At 30.7% G+C, this 14,688-nt stretch carries 14 protein-coding genes; 7 read left to right on the top strand and 7 right to left on the bottom strand.

The window, feature by feature from the left end:
- The first annotated feature begins 97 nt into the window (after positions 1–97).
- The gene (locus tag BSD9I1_RS12225; RefSeq protein WP_186430543.1) at positions 98–787 is read left to right on the top strand and encodes a LiaI-LiaF-like domain-containing protein; all 690 of its coding nucleotides are present in this window, start codon (positions 98–100) and stop codon (positions 785–787) included.
- Positions 788–1,141: 354 nt separating this feature from the next.
- Positions 1,142–2,806: a Na/Pi cotransporter family protein gene (locus BSD9I1_RS12220; protein WP_186430542.1), complete on the top strand. Its 1,665-nt coding sequence runs from the start codon at positions 1,142–1,144 to the stop codon at positions 2,804–2,806.
- A gap of 29 nt (positions 2,807–2,835) precedes the next feature.
- Here the strand turns inward: BSD9I1_RS12220 and BSD9I1_RS12215 are convergent, their stop codons facing one another.
- Complete coding sequence (locus BSD9I1_RS12215; protein ID WP_186430541.1) at positions 2,836–3,471, bottom strand: hypothetical protein; 636 nt, start codon at positions 3,469–3,471, stop codon at positions 2,836–2,838.
- Positions 3,472–3,718: 247 nt separating this feature from the next.
- On the opposite strand from BSD9I1_RS12215, the gene BSD9I1_RS12210 reads away from it, so the two are divergent.
- On the top strand, positions 3,719–4,144 hold the full coding sequence (locus tag BSD9I1_RS12210; RefSeq protein ID WP_207653902.1) for a GNAT family N-acetyltransferase: 426 nt from the start codon (positions 3,719–3,721) through the stop codon (positions 4,142–4,144).
- Positions 4,145–4,475: 331 nt separating this feature from the next.
- On the opposite strand, the gene BSD9I1_RS12205 is transcribed toward BSD9I1_RS12210, so the two are convergent.
- The 4 genes from BSD9I1_RS12205 to BSD9I1_RS12190 all read right to left on the bottom strand — a co-directional run bounded on the left by BSD9I1_RS12205 (position 4,476) and on the right by BSD9I1_RS12190 (position 7,299).
- A complete protein-coding gene (locus BSD9I1_RS12205; protein ID WP_186430539.1) occupies positions 4,476–5,459 on the bottom strand; it encodes a P1 family peptidase in 984 nt (327 codons plus the stop codon).
- Between the two features lie 104 nt (positions 5,460–5,563).
- Complete coding sequence (locus tag BSD9I1_RS12200; protein ID WP_035308948.1) at positions 5,564–6,166, bottom strand: ECF transporter S component; 603 nt, start codon at positions 6,164–6,166, stop codon at positions 5,564–5,566.
- A 216-nt stretch (positions 6,167–6,382) separates the two neighbouring features.
- Positions 6,383–6,934, bottom strand: coding sequence for a GDSL-type esterase/lipase family protein (locus BSD9I1_RS12195; protein ID WP_186430538.1), 552 nt, complete (start codon positions 6,932–6,934; stop codon positions 6,383–6,385).
- 38 nt (positions 6,935–6,972) lie between these two features.
- Positions 6,973–7,299, bottom strand: a complete 327-nt coding sequence (locus tag BSD9I1_RS12190; protein WP_186430537.1) for a thioredoxin family protein — start codon at positions 7,297–7,299, stop codon at positions 6,973–6,975.
- 204 nt (positions 7,300–7,503) lie between these two features.
- Here BSD9I1_RS12190 and BSD9I1_RS12185 point away from each other — a divergent pair, with 204 nt between their 5' ends.
- From BSD9I1_RS12185 to BSD9I1_RS12170, 4 genes are all read left to right on the top strand, one after another.
- Entirely contained in the window at positions 7,504–8,352 is an 849-nt protein-coding gene (locus BSD9I1_RS12185) for a DegV family protein (protein WP_186430536.1), read from the top strand.
- 6 nt (positions 8,353–8,358) lie between these two features.
- Positions 8,359–8,802 carry a PadR family transcriptional regulator gene (locus tag BSD9I1_RS12180; protein WP_035308940.1) on the top strand — a complete coding sequence of 148 codons (444 nt, stop codon included), beginning with the start codon at positions 8,359–8,361 and terminating at the stop codon, positions 8,800–8,802.
- A gap of 107 nt (positions 8,803–8,909) precedes the next feature.
- Positions 8,910–9,923 carry a homoserine dehydrogenase gene (locus BSD9I1_RS12175; RefSeq protein WP_035308938.1) on the top strand — a complete coding sequence of 338 codons (1,014 nt, stop codon included), beginning with the start codon at positions 8,910–8,912 and terminating at the stop codon, positions 9,921–9,923.
- A 338-nt stretch (positions 9,924–10,261) separates the two neighbouring features.
- Positions 10,262–12,343 (top strand): methyl-accepting chemotaxis protein, encoded by a 2,082-nt coding sequence (locus tag BSD9I1_RS12170; RefSeq protein WP_186430535.1) that lies wholly within the window; start codon positions 10,262–10,264, stop codon positions 12,341–12,343.
- Between the two features lie 37 nt (positions 12,344–12,380).
- Here BSD9I1_RS12170 and ablA read toward each other — a convergent pair whose 3' ends face one another.
- Both ablA and BSD9I1_RS12160 read right to left on the bottom strand, forming a co-directional pair.
- A complete protein-coding gene (gene ablA / locus BSD9I1_RS12165) occupies positions 12,381–13,661 on the bottom strand; it encodes a lysine 2,3-aminomutase (protein ID WP_186430534.1) in 1,281 nt (426 codons plus the stop codon).
- A gap of 16 nt (positions 13,662–13,677) precedes the next feature.
- Entirely contained in the window at positions 13,678–14,475 is a 798-nt protein-coding gene (locus BSD9I1_RS12160; protein WP_186430533.1) for a hypothetical protein, read from the bottom strand.
- Positions 14,476–14,688: the final 213 nt, after the last annotated feature.

The following is a 14,688-nucleotide window of genomic DNA, read 5'->3' as shown; positions in this document are numbered from 1 at the left end:
TAGAAATATAATAAAAATGACTTCTATTAGTAACAAATAAGTTTACAATAGTATATAATTAATTTACAAAATAATAAATTAAGTGAGGATAGAAAAAATGAAACAAAAATCTGTCTTAGGATTAATATTTATATTTATAGGAATTGGAACTTTGTTTAATCAACTTGGAATATGGGATTTTGGGGATATAATTTCTATTTGGTGGCCATTAATAATAATTTTTATTGGATTGATACAAATTACAAATAAATCAATTTCTAATACAAGTGGACTTATAATAATAGGAATAGGAGCTTTTTTTCAGTTAAGGGAACTAGGCATTATAACGCAAAGTTTAGGATCCTTATTATGGCCTATAGTATTTATAACAATAGGAATAAAAATAATTTTTTCTCGTTCAGATAAGAAATTTCTAGGTAAGGGAATAAAGGAAGTTTCAGATGAATATATAGATTACTTTACGTTATTTTCAGGAATAGAAAATAAAAACATATCTAAAAACTTTAAGGGAGGAAAAGTAACTGCAATTTTCGGAGGAGCAGATATAGATTTGAGAAAAAGTGAATTAGCAAGAGAAGGAGCAGTGCTTGACTTAACGGTAGCCTTTGGAGGAATAGATATATTAGTGCCAGAAGGTTGGAAGGTAATTGTTACAGGGATTCCTATATTTGGAGGTTGGAGCAACAAAACTAAAGAATATGAAGAAAATTCGTTAAATGATAGGCTGGTTTTAAAAGTAAGATGTGTTGCAGCTTTTGGAGGAATAGATATTAAAAACTACAAATAAATTTAAAGCAATTTTAAAACCATAATATAATTTAATTATATTATGGTTTGTTTTTTTAATGATTAAATGATTAGACTTTACAAAATTCGTTTTGAATTAACAAACTATGGACTCATACTTCAAAATAAATACATTTAAGTAATTTAGAGGGGGTGTTTTGTTAAGATTGTGTTAAATAAATTTAAGAATTATTTTTTTTAGTCAAATTTAATATATTATTTATAAGGGAAACATATCGATAAAATAAAAGTATATTGATTTATAGTAAGACTAAAATTATCTATAACTCATGCGTATAAATGCTTAGAGTAATCGATTTGTATTATTTATAATTAATTTGGAAGGAGCATGAAAATGAATATTGGATCAATGTTGATTGGATTGTTTGGAGGATTAGGTTTATTTCTTTATGGAATGAAGGTAATGGGAGATGGCCTAGAAAATGCAGCAGGAGATAGATTGAAGGTCTTTTTTGAAAAGATTACATCTAATCCTATAAAAGCTGTTCTTACAGGTGCAGTAGTTACGGCAGTAATTCAAAGTAGTAGTGCCACTACTGTTATGGTAGTAGGTTTCGTTAATGCTGGCCTTATGAATTTGTATCAAGCCGCAGGAGTTATAATGGGTGCTAATATCGGTACAACTATTACAGGGCAACTTGTAGCTCTGGATTTGACCGCAATAGCGCCAATATTTGTAGGGATTGGTGCGATTATAATTCTCTTTTCTAAGGGTGGAAAAACAAAAGAAATAGGAAATATAATACTAGGATTTGGTATATTATTTATAGGTATGGAATCTATGTCTGGTTCTATGAAACCACTTGCGAAATCTGAAGGATTTAAGAGTCTAGTAGCTACTTTATCATTTAATCCATTTCTGGGAATATTAGTTGGTGTAGGGCTTACGGCAATAGTGCAAAGTTCTTCTGCAACTATAGGAATACTTATAGCATTAGGCCAAAATGGAGTATTACCTATATCCGTTGCACTACCAGTACTATTTGGGGATAATATAGGAACTTGTGTAACTGCACTTTTATCAAGTATAGGAACAAATAAGAATGCTAGAAAAGCAGCACTCATACATTTTACTTTTAATGTTATAGGTACAACTATATTTTTAATTTTGCTTAAACCAATATCTAATCTTATTATGATATTGACTCCAGGAAATATAGCAAAGCAAATTGCAAATGCACATACATTTTTCAATATAGCAAATGTTTTAATACAAATTTGGTTTATAAAATACTTAGTAGCTTTTGCTAATAAAATTATTCCAGGAGACGAAATGGAAGAACATATTGGAGTTCAGTACATAGATGATAGACTGCTTGAAACTCCTGTTATAGCAGTAGGACAATGTCAAAGAGAAATAGTACATATGGCGGGTAAGGCAAAAGAATGCCTTGAGATGTCAGTAGAATCACTGAAAAAGGGTGATGAAGATTTAATAAAAAAGGTTGGGGAAACTGAAGATCTTATAGATTTATTAGAGGAAGAAATAACTAAATTCTTAGTAAAATTATCTAATGAGGAACTTTCCAAACAACAAGTTGATATAGTTACTTCTATGTTTCATGTGGTAAAAGATATAGAACGTATAGGAGATCATGCTAAGAATATATCAGATTTATCAAAGGAAAAGATAAATAAAAGACTTGTATTTTCAGAAGATGCTATGGAAGAACTTCAGTCGTTATATGGATATACCTTAGACGCTCTTACAAGGGCATCAGGAAGTTTTGAAAAAAATAATATACAACTTGCAAAGTCTGTATATGAAGTAGAAGAAAAAATAGATGAAGTTCAAGAGTTACTTAGAGACAATGATATAAAGAGACTTAGTAGTGCTACTTGTGAAGCAAGGGTAAGTGCCATATATCTTGATATATTAAGTAACTTTGAAAGAATAGGAGATCATTCATTAAATATTGCAGAAGCAGTACTTGATATAAATCATTTAAATAAGTTAAATGAAAATCCTACAGTAAATCAAATACTTGGAAAAAATTAAAATTGAAAGGGATGCTAAATAGCATCCCTTTAATTTCTCTTATATTGATTATAGTAATTTTTAGTTGCTTCAGCATTTTTTTTATTAAAAGAATAATCATCATTATCATTATTTAAATTAACACTGTCATTAAATGCATCATGCATTGCTTCACCTACAGTATAACTTAAAGTTGTTGAAGAGTTAACTGTAGTAGGATTTGAAGCTGCAGTATTTGTAAAAGTATTATTTGTACCTAAAGTGTTAGACTCCTTTTCAGGATTTTTAGGAGCACCTTTAAGTGTTGCATCAAAATCCCTTTTCCATAAGTTGGTTAAGTCATCTCTATCTTTTTTTGTTTCTTCCTGAAAGCTTTTACTTACATTTTGATCTATATTTATATTGTTTTTCATTTGATTATCTTCACCATAATTTATATCTGCAGAAGTATTTGTAGAAGTATTGGTAAAAGTATTCATGTTATCAACTTTATTAAAATTTCCATAGATTTCGCCATTGCCTGGAAGATCTTCTAGTTCTTCAATTTCTATAGTTCCAGCTTTACCTTCATATTCATTATCATCGGACTTTTTATTAACTGTTTTGTATATTAAAGTACCTACACCAGCTGCGGCAGCTACCATGGCAGCTCCTAATACATATCCGTTTTTCTTATGCATTCTCATTGTTATTCCTCCCTTATTGCTTTAGTAAGTATTTTTATTAGATAAATATAGTGTTAAATAAATATAATATATATAAATTAATTTACTCTTTTTAAGATATTTTATACTTAGTATATTTTATAAAAAATCGGACATGTAAGATTTTTGGTACATACTTTATAATAAGCTCATTGATATAAATATAATTTTTTTTATTAAATATTTTAAAAAACTCTTATATAATAAAATTATGAAGGGAGATGTTGAAGTGTTTAAAGTGATATGGAAAGCAGGAGATGATGATTTAAGGGATGCGCATGAAATACGAAAAATGGTATTTATTGAAGAACAAAATGTACCAGAAGAAGTTGAAAGAGATAAATTAGATGTGTCTTCTACGCATATTATATTTTATAATGATGATGTTCCTATAGCTACCGGAAGAATAATTTTTAGAGGGGATAGCTGCTCGCTAGGAAGAATTGCAGTAATAAAGGAATATAGAGGTAAAAATATAGGTAAAATGCTAGTAGAGAACTTAGTGAAAAAATCCTTCGAGCTAGGAGCTCATGAAATACATATTCATGCACAAAAGCATGCAGAAAGATTTTATGAGAGGCTTAATTTTACACCTTATGGAGAATTGTTTTATGAAGGAGGAATTCCTCATGTAAGTATGGTACTTCGTAAATAAGGGGAAAGCTAAAGGTTCTAGGAACAATGGATTTTAAAGAATTCCCTAATCTCTAATCTCTAGCTCATTATTGTAACTATTAATTGTTGAACAGGTCGTATGGAATTTGAATAATTGATTAGCACATCTCAGCATACTGAGATGTGCTAATTTATAACAAAATCATAGATTTCTATAAATTATGCAACCGTTCGCTACGCAAAAGAGTTCTAATATTTCTTCCTTCAGCAGTTCGCATGAAGAACTTTTTAATGCTCTGGAGCATAGAATTTTCATCGTAGAAGTCATTGAATGAGCCTTCCTAGATGAAAAGTCTATACGACCCAGAGTATTAAAAATATTGACAAACCTTATGGGGAAGGTCTTTCCAAGCCATAAGCCCATATTGTGATTCTGCATGAGTTATGGCATTTATAACAGCTTTTTCTACAACCCGTGCCGCTAAAAGTCCTACTACGTTTATATCGGCATCAACTGTCCCAGTAGCCATAGTAAATATAGTATCTCCATCAGCCATAGAGTGAGCAGGACGCATGGTTCTTCCATATCCATTATGTGCCATAGAGGCCACCTTACTTGCTTGAGCTTTTGTAAGCTTAGCATTAGTTACTACAACTCCAATTGTGGTATTTCCTGAAAATAAATTTTTCTTTTCTCTATATTGAGATATCATTATGTTTTCTGTGTCAATGAAGTTTAAGTTTTCATCAATGACTCCAGCCATTATTTTTCCATTTTCAGGATTTACTACATCTCCTAGACAATTAACAGCTATTAGTGCTCCAACCTGAAGATCACCGACTTTAACTGAATAGGATCCTAATCCGCCTTTCATAGAGTGATCTGGACCAAGTATTTTTCCAACTGTAGCTCCGGTTCCGGCTCCTACATTTCCCTGAACGTCTTTATTATTTTTTTCCGAATCTAAGCAAGCTTTATATCCCATAGACTTATCGGGACGAACTTTAGGATTACCAATAACTAAGTCAAAAAGAACCGCAGAACATACTATCGGAACTTTAGCTACAGTTACATCAAACCCTATATCTTGTTCTTCTAGGTATTGCATCACACCATTAGATGCTTCGAGACCAAAAGCACTTCCACCAGATAAAACCACTGCATGTATTTTATCAACAAGATTAACGGGATTTAAAAGATCAGTTTCACGAGTTCCTGGTGCACCACCACGCACATCTACTCCGGCTGTAGCACCATCCTTACATATTACAACAGAGCAGCCTGTAGCTCCTTCCATATCCTCTGCATGACCCACGCTAATGCCTTCTATATCTATAAAATTTATTTCTTCCATTTTTCAAACCTCACTTTTATATTTTGTTTTAATTTTAAATATATATAATATAAAAAGATACTTATATTCAAAAAACTCCCGATTAGAAAAATCGGGAGTATAAGTTACTTTTTAAGTTTTTTTACTGCCATTACTACTGGTATAGTTATAAGTATTGATACTGTGATTTCAGGTAATCCATTAGTAGCACCTATGGCAATTATACCTTTTTTAGCTGCAGAGGAGCTTATATGCAAGATTTGTGCATATTTCTCTACGTACAGGATATACATCATGCCAAGTACACCTATAGTGTTAGTAAGAGTACCTATAGCAGCAGTAATTCCTATTTTAACCATATTTGATTTTTTTATAAAAGGAATGTTTTTAATAGATATGTAACAATAGTAAGACACTATACCTATTAAAACTCTTGGTAATACTGAAACTAAAGGATTCATAAATATAGGGGATAGTGGTGTTGGATTTATAACAGATTGTATTACGCTAAATACACCAAACATAAGTCCAATTAGGGCACCAACCATAGGCCCCTCGACAATAGCACCTATAATTACAGGTATATGCATTATGGTTGCCTTTGCAGGGGGAATAGGTATAAAGCCTAATCCAGTAGCTCCAAGTATGATGGAAATAGCGGACAACATACCAACAACGGCAAGCTGTCTAGTGTTGATGTGGGTAGTAGTTCTTAGATTTTTTTCCATAAATCTTACCTCCGTTCTTATTCCTTGATAAGGATATAATTCGGAACTTTCTTATTAAACTTACTTGTTCAGTTTCATAAGAATACCGACGAAAATATTTTATCACGTTTTTGTGATAAGTAAAATATCTATGTTAAAAAATTATCAAAAAACATTAAAGTTTTTATTTTCGTAATATTTTAACTTTTTTAATAAAGTTTTAACATTTCTTATGTACTAGAATTCTATTATAGAACTCATTAATTTATGACCATAAATACTTGGATGTATTCCATCTGAATAAAGATCTTTTGTAGAGTTATTTTCAAATACCTCATAGAAATCAAAGTAGACTAAGTTTTTCTTTTCGCACTTTTTTATTAAATGAGTTCTATACTCTTCAATTTTTAAATTAACTTCATCATAATTTATATAAGAACTCCAATAAAGCTCAGCTAATTTTTTATCTGCTTTCATTTGTATACCTAAATAAGGGATTATGTCATTATTTATACATTCACTAATTATAACATCTATATTCTCAACTGTGTTTTGTAATTTGTATCCCATTAAAAAGTCATTAGTTCCACCCATTATAAATGCTTTATCAGGTTTTAAAGCTATTAAGTCTTCTTCAAGTCTAAAGAGCATACCTGAGGTTGTATCACCATTTAAACCTGAATTTATAAATGTATTATTTGATATTTCAGAAGCTAAGTGTATCCAGCTATTTTCCGTAGGAACACCATACCCGTAGGTTAAGCTATCGCCAATGCAAACTATCTTCATTATATCACTCCTAAGACAAAGTATTATAGTAATATGATTTAGTTATAATAAATATCATAAATTCTTTTTATATTATCTCTGAACTCATTTATTTTTACAAACCTAGATTCTCTAAATGTTTCACGTCCTTCAATAAATAGTATCATCATAGGAACAGTAAATAAGGACAAAGTAGACCCTACTTCGGGAAGCTCATCCAAATCCATTTTTCTTAAATTAATATTTGTAAATTGCGATAACATTTCTTCCATCTTGTAGGAAAGAGGAGTGCACACACTACAGTTTTTAGAAGATACATATAGGAATGCAAAAGTATTGCCATTTATAAAACTTTGTAGTTCATTTAGATTATTTATATTTTCCATTTATCAACACCTCGGTATTAGTATAGCTAAATATTTAATAAAAATAAATATAAATAATAAGCTTTTATTAGTAATATAAGTATCAATGGTGATTGGTATCAGTACTGATATATATCAGTATTGATAATTGCTTAAAAGATGATATAATTTATATAATATGTGAAATACTAGTTAAGAAGATATATTGATAGGGAGGAATATTCATTGGAAAAAATAGCTTTAATTACAGACACAGCTGCTGATTTACATGAAGATATTATAAAAAAATACAATATAGAGATTTTGCCATTTAGGATTATATATAGTGACAGAGAATATAAGGATAAATTGGAGATAACGCCTCAGGAGGTTTATGATAATTTTAAAGTTGAGGTACCAACATCTTCGCTGCCTTCTATGCAAGATGCAGAAGATTTGTTAACCAAATTAGAAAATGAAGGATACACTCATGCTATTATAATTACACTTTCTTCAGGACTTTCGGGTATATATAATAGTGTTAAGCTAGTAAGCGAAAATCATCCTAACTTAAATATACATGTATACGATTCACGTTCAATTTCCATGGGGGAAGGTATATTAGCTCAAAAATGTGGAGAAATGATAGCTCAGGGAATGAGTTTTGCTGATATAGTAAATGAGATACCAAGAATAAGAGATAAGGTACATTTATTTTTTGTAGTAGGCACATTAGAATACCTAAAAAAAGGCGGCAGAATTGGAAAAGTGTCTGGGACCATTGCGGAACTTCTTAATATTAAACCTATAATAGGTGTGGATAAAAATGATGGAAAGTATTATACTTATGATAAAGTAAGAGGAAGAAAGCAATCATTAAATAGACTTTTAGAGCTTGCTAAAGAAACTTTAGATAAAAAGAAGTGCAAGCTATATATAATGCATGGAGATGCATTAGAAGAATCAAAAAAGGTATATGACGTAATTTCAACGCATGAAAATGTAGTAGAAGGATTTTTTGGAGGCCAAATAAGTCCTGTAGCAGGAGTGCATAGTGGACCAGGTTTGGTTGGCTTGATTTTAGTAGAGGAGTAATAATATATGTCTAATATGGGCAAGGACTCTAAGCTTGAAGAAAAAAGGCTATATGAAGAATATAAAAAAAAGTTACTGGAATTAAAAAAAGTAGAAAAGGAAAAGGAAGCGGTAGGACAGGTATTTACTAAAGGGCTGCTTCCTCTATATGTTCTTTATATACTCAGTTTAGGGCCAACTAATGGAAATGATATTGCACATAAAATAGGGGAAAGAACAAGAGGATTATGGATACCAAGTACTGGGGGCATATATCCTCTTTTAAAAAAACTTGAGAAACAAAAATTTATAGATGGTAAGTGGGATGATTCTCAAAATAGAATGCAAAAGATATATACACTTACAGAAGCAGGTTATGTAGAATTTGATGAAAAAAAGGAACTTTTACAGGTTAAAATTCAAGAAGCACTAGAGGTATTTAAAATTATATATAAGGATCTTTATAAATGACAGTAAATGAGCTTTTATTGCTTGGGTACTGTTATTTTTACTATATATTTGTCAAAATTGTGATATAATTATAATAAATCAGTATTCTATAAAGGGGTGAAATGTTAATGGACAAAAGAATAATAGTATGCGGATATGGGAATGTTGGGAAAGCTCTCATACAGCTTATTAAGGACAAGCATGCAGAAATATATGAACAGTATGACATTAATTTAATTCTAAGTGGAGTTATAGGAAGTAAGGGGTGTGTATTTGAATATAATGGATTAAATTCAGACATGCTTCTAAAATGCACCACGGGATCTGATGGACTTATAGAATATGGAGAACAGAATAGTGATTCCTTTTACAGCTATTCAATATATGAAGGAGATATTTTTGTAGATTGCACCCCAAGTGATGTAAATGGAGGAGTTGGTTTAGAGCATACAATAAATGCAATGAATTCGGGAATGGATATAGTACTTCTTTCTAAAGGAGCATTAGTTTCAAATTTTTCTACTATAATGAAAAAGGCAAAGGAGAAGGGTGTAAATATAAAGTATAGCGGCGCTACAGCTGCAGCTCTTCCAACCATGGATGTGGGACATTATAGTTTAGCAGGATGTAAAATTAATTCTATTAAGGGTATTTTAAATGGAACTACTAACTATATATTAAGTAAAATGCATGAAAATAATATTTCTTTTGATGAAGCTTTGATAGAGGCACAAGAAAAAGGAATAGCTGAAAAAAATCCCAAGCTAGACATAGAAGGCATAGACAGTGCATCTAAGATATTAATTTTAGCTAATAGCCTTATGAAGTCAGAATATAGCTTAAGTGACATAAAGATAAAGGGTATAGAGGAAATTAAAGAGCAAGACATAAAAAGAGCTAAGGAGAAAAGTGCCAAATTAAAACTTCTAGCTCATGCTTATAAAGAACGTGATAAGGTTTCCATTGAGGTAAAACCTACGGAAGTTTACTCAAATGATATATTATCTTACGTAGAGGGAACAAATAAGGGAGCAGTATTTAGTACGGATACTATGGGAGAAATATATGTATTAGGAGGGGCTTCTAATCCTTTAGGAGCTGCCGCAGCAGGACTTAAAGATATAATAAACTTATCAAGATAAATAAACTAAAGTTTTGGAAAACTTTGCCGAAAATATATGTAAAGGATTTATAAAAATTAATATAAAATTTTGAATATAGTGAATTTTGCATGTATCAAAGTGTGTACTTGAAGAAAGTTATAATATTTCAGAAAAAATTGTTAAATTTCATTGAAGTTTGTTAATATTTGATATATTATACACTTATAAGTAAACATTTCAGCAACTATAAGATGGGCTAATTTGTAATAAAATTAAAATGTAAAAGTTATGTAGGAAGTATCTCAGTAAAATTGATATGTGCTAATTTACAACAAAATTAAAATTTCTGTAAATTGTGCAAGGAAGAGGGGGAACAAATGAAATCAATAAAGCAAAAATTAATACTTATGGCAGTTTTAATAGCTGCAATTCCTTTGCTAGTATCCAATTTGATTTTTAATATCTCCATGCAAAGAAGTTTAGAAGAACATGTATATGGAGATCATGCAACTCTTGGCAAAACCATTGCTAATGGAGTTACGGATTATATGAATAAAGCCTATGTACTTACTGAAGAAGTTATTAGCAGTGACATAATAAAAGCATTTGACGGACCGGCTCAAACAAAAGCCATAAAGGATACAATAAAGAGAAATCCTTACTTTGATTTGTTCTGTATACAGGACATGAAAGGAGATCAAACTTCTAGGACTAAGGGAAATCTTGCTAATAGAGCAGATAGATGGTGGTTCAAACAATCAGTTTCTACTCAAAAACCGTTCGTGAGCAAATCTTATTTAACTGTAAATGACGATAGCGAAGCAATTAACTCTATTATATTTCCTATACTAGATGATAAAGGCAAGATGCTGGGAGTCATGGATGCAGACTTAAAACTGGACGAGCTTCAAAAGATGGTAGAAAAATATAGTACAAATAAAGCTTATGCTTATGTAATAGATGGAGAAGGTGCTGTTATAGCCCATCCAGAGAAAGACCAAGTTCAAGAAATTTATAATTATAAGAATTTAACTAAGACTGTAAAAGTAAAGGATGCTTCTGGAAAGGTAGTAAAGGATGCCGGTGGTGCTCCTAAAACTAATCAAGATGATATAGTAGTTCCTGAGGAACTTAAAGAGATAACATTACAAGCATTACAAGGAAATTCAGGAATTAAAGAATATAAGGATAAGGATGGAAATAAGGTAATTAGTGCTTATGAAACAATAAAACTTCCAGGAAGTTCAGATAACTGGGCAGTTATTACTGTAGAAAAGGAATCAGATGCCTTTGCAATGATAACAAGTATAAGAAATACAAATATATTCTTAGGACTTATTATACTTATAATTGTAATAGTAATAACATATATTGTTTCAAATAAATTCACTAAGCCTCTTATATATTTAGTAGATTTAATTAAAAAAGCATCAGAGGGAGACTTAACAGTTAAAAGTACCTATAATTCAAAGGATGAGTTTGGAACTCTAAGTAACAGTTTTAATTTAATGATAGGAAACATGCAGAGACTTATACAAGATATACTTGAAGCTTCACAAGTAGTATCTAATTCCTCAGAATCATTACTTGCGTCAACTCAGCAAACTACTACTTCAATTACAGAAGTAGCAAAAACAATTAGCGATGTTACAATTAGTATTGATAAAGGAGCACAAAATGCTCAGGATGGTGTAGAAGCAGCTAATGAGTTATCAGCAGAGTTAGATGAGGTAGTAGAGCATATAGAGGACAGCAGAGGGTCTTCAAATAGGGTATATGAAATATCCAATAAAGGATTTGAAACTATTGAAAAGCTAGAGGAAAAAAATAGAGAAAACAACGAAGTATCTCTTGAAATAGTAGAGGTTATAAATTCACTTAGTGAAAAAGCAAATAGTATTGGAAGTATTGTAGAAACAATAACTTCAATTTCAGAACAAACAAACTTACTTGCTTTAAATGCGGCAATTGAAGCTGCAAGAGCAGGGGAAGCTGGAAGAGGATTCTCCGTAGTTGCAGAAGAAGTAAGAAAGTTATCTGAAAATACTGCGCAATCAACAGGCAATGTAAAAAGTATAATCAATAATATACAAAAAGATATTGAGCGTGCAAAGAGTACTATGAAACATGCAGAAGCAGTAGTTTCAGAGCAAGATCATGCAGTTAAAAATACAAAGGAAACATTTAAAGAAATAAACACAGCAATAGAAAATGTAGTTCAAAAGATAAACAATATAACTGAAAGCTTAAAAAATGTAGATGATAGCAGAAATAAGGTTGTTAAGGTAGTAGAAGACGTTTCAGAAATGTCAAATAGTATAGCGGATGCAACACAAAGTGTATGTGGAGTAACTGAAGAACAAAATGCTGAAATGGAAGAAGTAAGTGCATTATCAGAAGAGCTTAATAGAATGGCTCAAAAGCTTTCAGGCGAAATAAATAAATTTAAAATAGAATAATAAAAAGCTCTATCTTTCAAAGGATAGAGCTTTTTGTTTAATTATGGTGAGAGTGTTTTTTATATTCAGTAATTCTCTTTTTTCTATCCAAGGATTTAGGTTCTAAATTAATTTTCTTTCCATGGAATAAAGAAGATACTCCGGTATCAGTAGTTGTTTCTTCAGAAGTACTACATACAGGACAATGACAGGTAGAGTCTTCTGAATGTTTTGGCTCAGTATAAGTAGTTATAACGCCTTCATAATTTCTAAGCACAATTTTATTTGGTGATTGACTTATTAAGTATTGAGGCATTACGGGTATTTTACCTCCACCCCCTGGAGCATCTACAACAAATGTAGGAACAGCATATCCAGAAGTATGACCGCGTAATCCTTCGATAATTTCTATCCCTTTAGAAACTTTGGTTCTAAAATGCTCTATACCTTGAGATAAATCGCATTGATAAAGATAATAAGGTCTAACTCTCATTTTCACAAGTTTATGAACTAAGTCCTTTTGAATATGGATACAATCATTTATGCCTCTTAGAAGTACTGTTTGATTTCCTAGAGGAATTCCAACATTAGCTAGCTTTTCACAGGCTTCTATTGAATCTTTTGTTATTTCATTTGGATGATTAAAGTGGGTATTAATCCAAATTGGATGATATTTCTTTAGCATGTTAACCAAATCATCAGTGATTCTCATAGGATTAACTACCGGCGTCCTTGTACCAAGTCTTATGATTTCCACATGGGGAATTTCTCTAAGCTTTTTTAATATATATTCAAGTTTTTCATCACTTATCATAAGAGCATCTCCACCAGAAAGTAACACATCTCTAACCACTGGAGTATTTCTTATATATTCTATAGCTTTATCTATTCTATCTTGAGGCATGGAATCATCCTTATGTCCTGCAAATCTTCTTCTAGTGCAGTGTCTACAATACATAGAACACATATCTGTTACTAAAAGTAATACTCTATCTGGATAAGCATGAGTAAGTCCTGGCACTGGTGAAGAAGCATCCTCATGAAGTGGGTCATTCATATCAGCTGTTGAAAAATTTAATTCGTGTATTGTAGGTACAGCTTGTTTTCTCACAGGATCTTGAGGATCATTTGGATTTATCAAAGTTGCATAATAGGGAGAGATTCCCATTCTCAATGTCTTTAAGCACTTATCTATAGCATTTTCTTCTTCAGGAAGAATATTTATAACTTTTTTTAATTGTTCTACTGAGGTAATTCTATTTTTTACCTGCCATTTCCAATCATTCCACTGTTCTTCTGTTACATCTTTCCATAACTCTATATCTTTATAATTTATCATACAATTCACTCTCCTTTTAGAATTCTGAACTTTCAATTGGTTCTATAGTTTGCTTGTAAATTTTTATCATTTTTAATAAGTTATTTAAACGAGTATATATATCTGGAGATATATTATCTCTCTTATAGTGGAAATCTTCAGGATCTAGAAGATAGCTATGAGTAATAGCTAAGGCTTTCTTATTATTTTCCATAGCATCTACTAAAAGCTCGCTCAATTTTTCTGAGTTAAAATATTCTAGTCTAAGTTCTTCAGCATCATCGTAGGCGTAAACAGGAATAGGTGTTAAAAGATTTTCAGTAATGTTATATTGACTGCGATAAATATTGTGAGATTCGTATTTTATATCTGTTACTTCTATTAATGCTTTAGCGGTATTATCATCCATTGAGAAATAACCACCTCTAAATATTTCAATAGGAGCAATTTCTTTAGAATGTAAGTAGTCTAAACATAATTTTATTAAAGTTTTTTGTTCTTCATAATTGTATGAAGCTAAAAGTTCCTCATTTTCTTTTAAAAATGGACAGTTCATACTTATTTCTTCAGGTAAATTATCTGGATGAATATGAAGACCAAAAATTACTTTGTATTTTTTTATTACCTGGACTAAGTTAAGTTTATGAAGCATGTCTGCAAAATAAGGTGTGATAAAAAGAATGGTGTATACATCATTATCTGTATTTAACTTAAGTAATCTTTCTAAGTGTTTAACGTTATTTTCTAAGTTTTTATCGAAGTTTGTCCCTTCTGAGTCTATGGATAAGGCGAAATCAAATCCATCTTTTTTAAAAAAGTCTTTTATGTAACCCATAAAAAAACCCCCTCTATATTAATTATTGATTTACAATTATTTATTCTTAGAATAATTTACACAAAATTCAAAAAAATATAAGATGAATTCCCAATATGTAAATAAATGTATTGAAAAATTACAACTTGGCAAGTATAATTAAGTTGTATATATTAACAACTTAATTATATAATACAAGTGTTAGGTTGTCAAAAAATTTCAGTGCATATTTTT

Source organism: Clostridium sp. BSD9I1 (assembly GCF_900185645.1).
GTDB lineage: Bacteria > Bacillota > Clostridia > Clostridiales > Clostridiaceae > Clostridium_AK.
This window is presented reverse-complemented; position numbering and strand designations above follow the sequence as displayed.

Bases quoted from the DNA above. Each gene is read 5' to 3' on its own strand.
- BSD9I1_RS12225 (WP_186430543.1), top strand. From the start codon at position 98: ATGAAACAAAAATCTGTCTTAGGATTAATATTTATATTTATAGGAATT.
- BSD9I1_RS12220 (WP_186430542.1), top strand. From the start codon at position 1,142: ATGAATATTGGATCAATGTTGATTGGATTGTTTGGAGGATTAGGTTTA.
- BSD9I1_RS12215 (WP_186430541.1), bottom strand. From the start codon at position 3,471: ATGAGAATGCATAAGAAAAACGGATATGTATTAGGAGCTGCCATGGTA.
- BSD9I1_RS12205 (WP_186430539.1), bottom strand. From the start codon at position 5,459: ATGGAAGAAATAAATTTTATAGATATAGAAGGCATTAGCGTGGGTCAT.
- BSD9I1_RS12200 (WP_035308948.1), bottom strand. From the start codon at position 6,166: ATGGAAAAAAATCTAAGAACTACTACCCACATCAACACTAGACAGCTT.
- BSD9I1_RS12195 (WP_186430538.1), bottom strand. From the start codon at position 6,934: ATGAAGATAGTTTGCATTGGCGATAGCTTAACCTACGGGTATGGTGTT.
- BSD9I1_RS12190 (WP_186430537.1), bottom strand. From the start codon at position 7,299: ATGGAAAATATAAATAATCTAAATGAACTACAAAGTTTTATAAATGGC.
- BSD9I1_RS12180 (WP_035308940.1), top strand. From the start codon at position 8,359: ATGTCTAATATGGGCAAGGACTCTAAGCTTGAAGAAAAAAGGCTATAT.
- BSD9I1_RS12175 (WP_035308938.1), top strand. From the start codon at position 8,910: ATGGACAAAAGAATAATAGTATGCGGATATGGGAATGTTGGGAAAGCT.
- BSD9I1_RS12170 (WP_186430535.1), top strand. From the start codon at position 10,262: ATGAAATCAATAAAGCAAAAATTAATACTTATGGCAGTTTTAATAGCT.
- ablA (WP_186430534.1), bottom strand. From the start codon at position 13,661: ATGATAAATTATAAAGATATAGAGTTATGGAAAGATGTAACAGAAGAA.
- BSD9I1_RS12160 (WP_186430533.1), bottom strand. From the start codon at position 14,475: ATGGGTTACATAAAAGACTTTTTTAAAAAAGATGGATTTGATTTCGCC.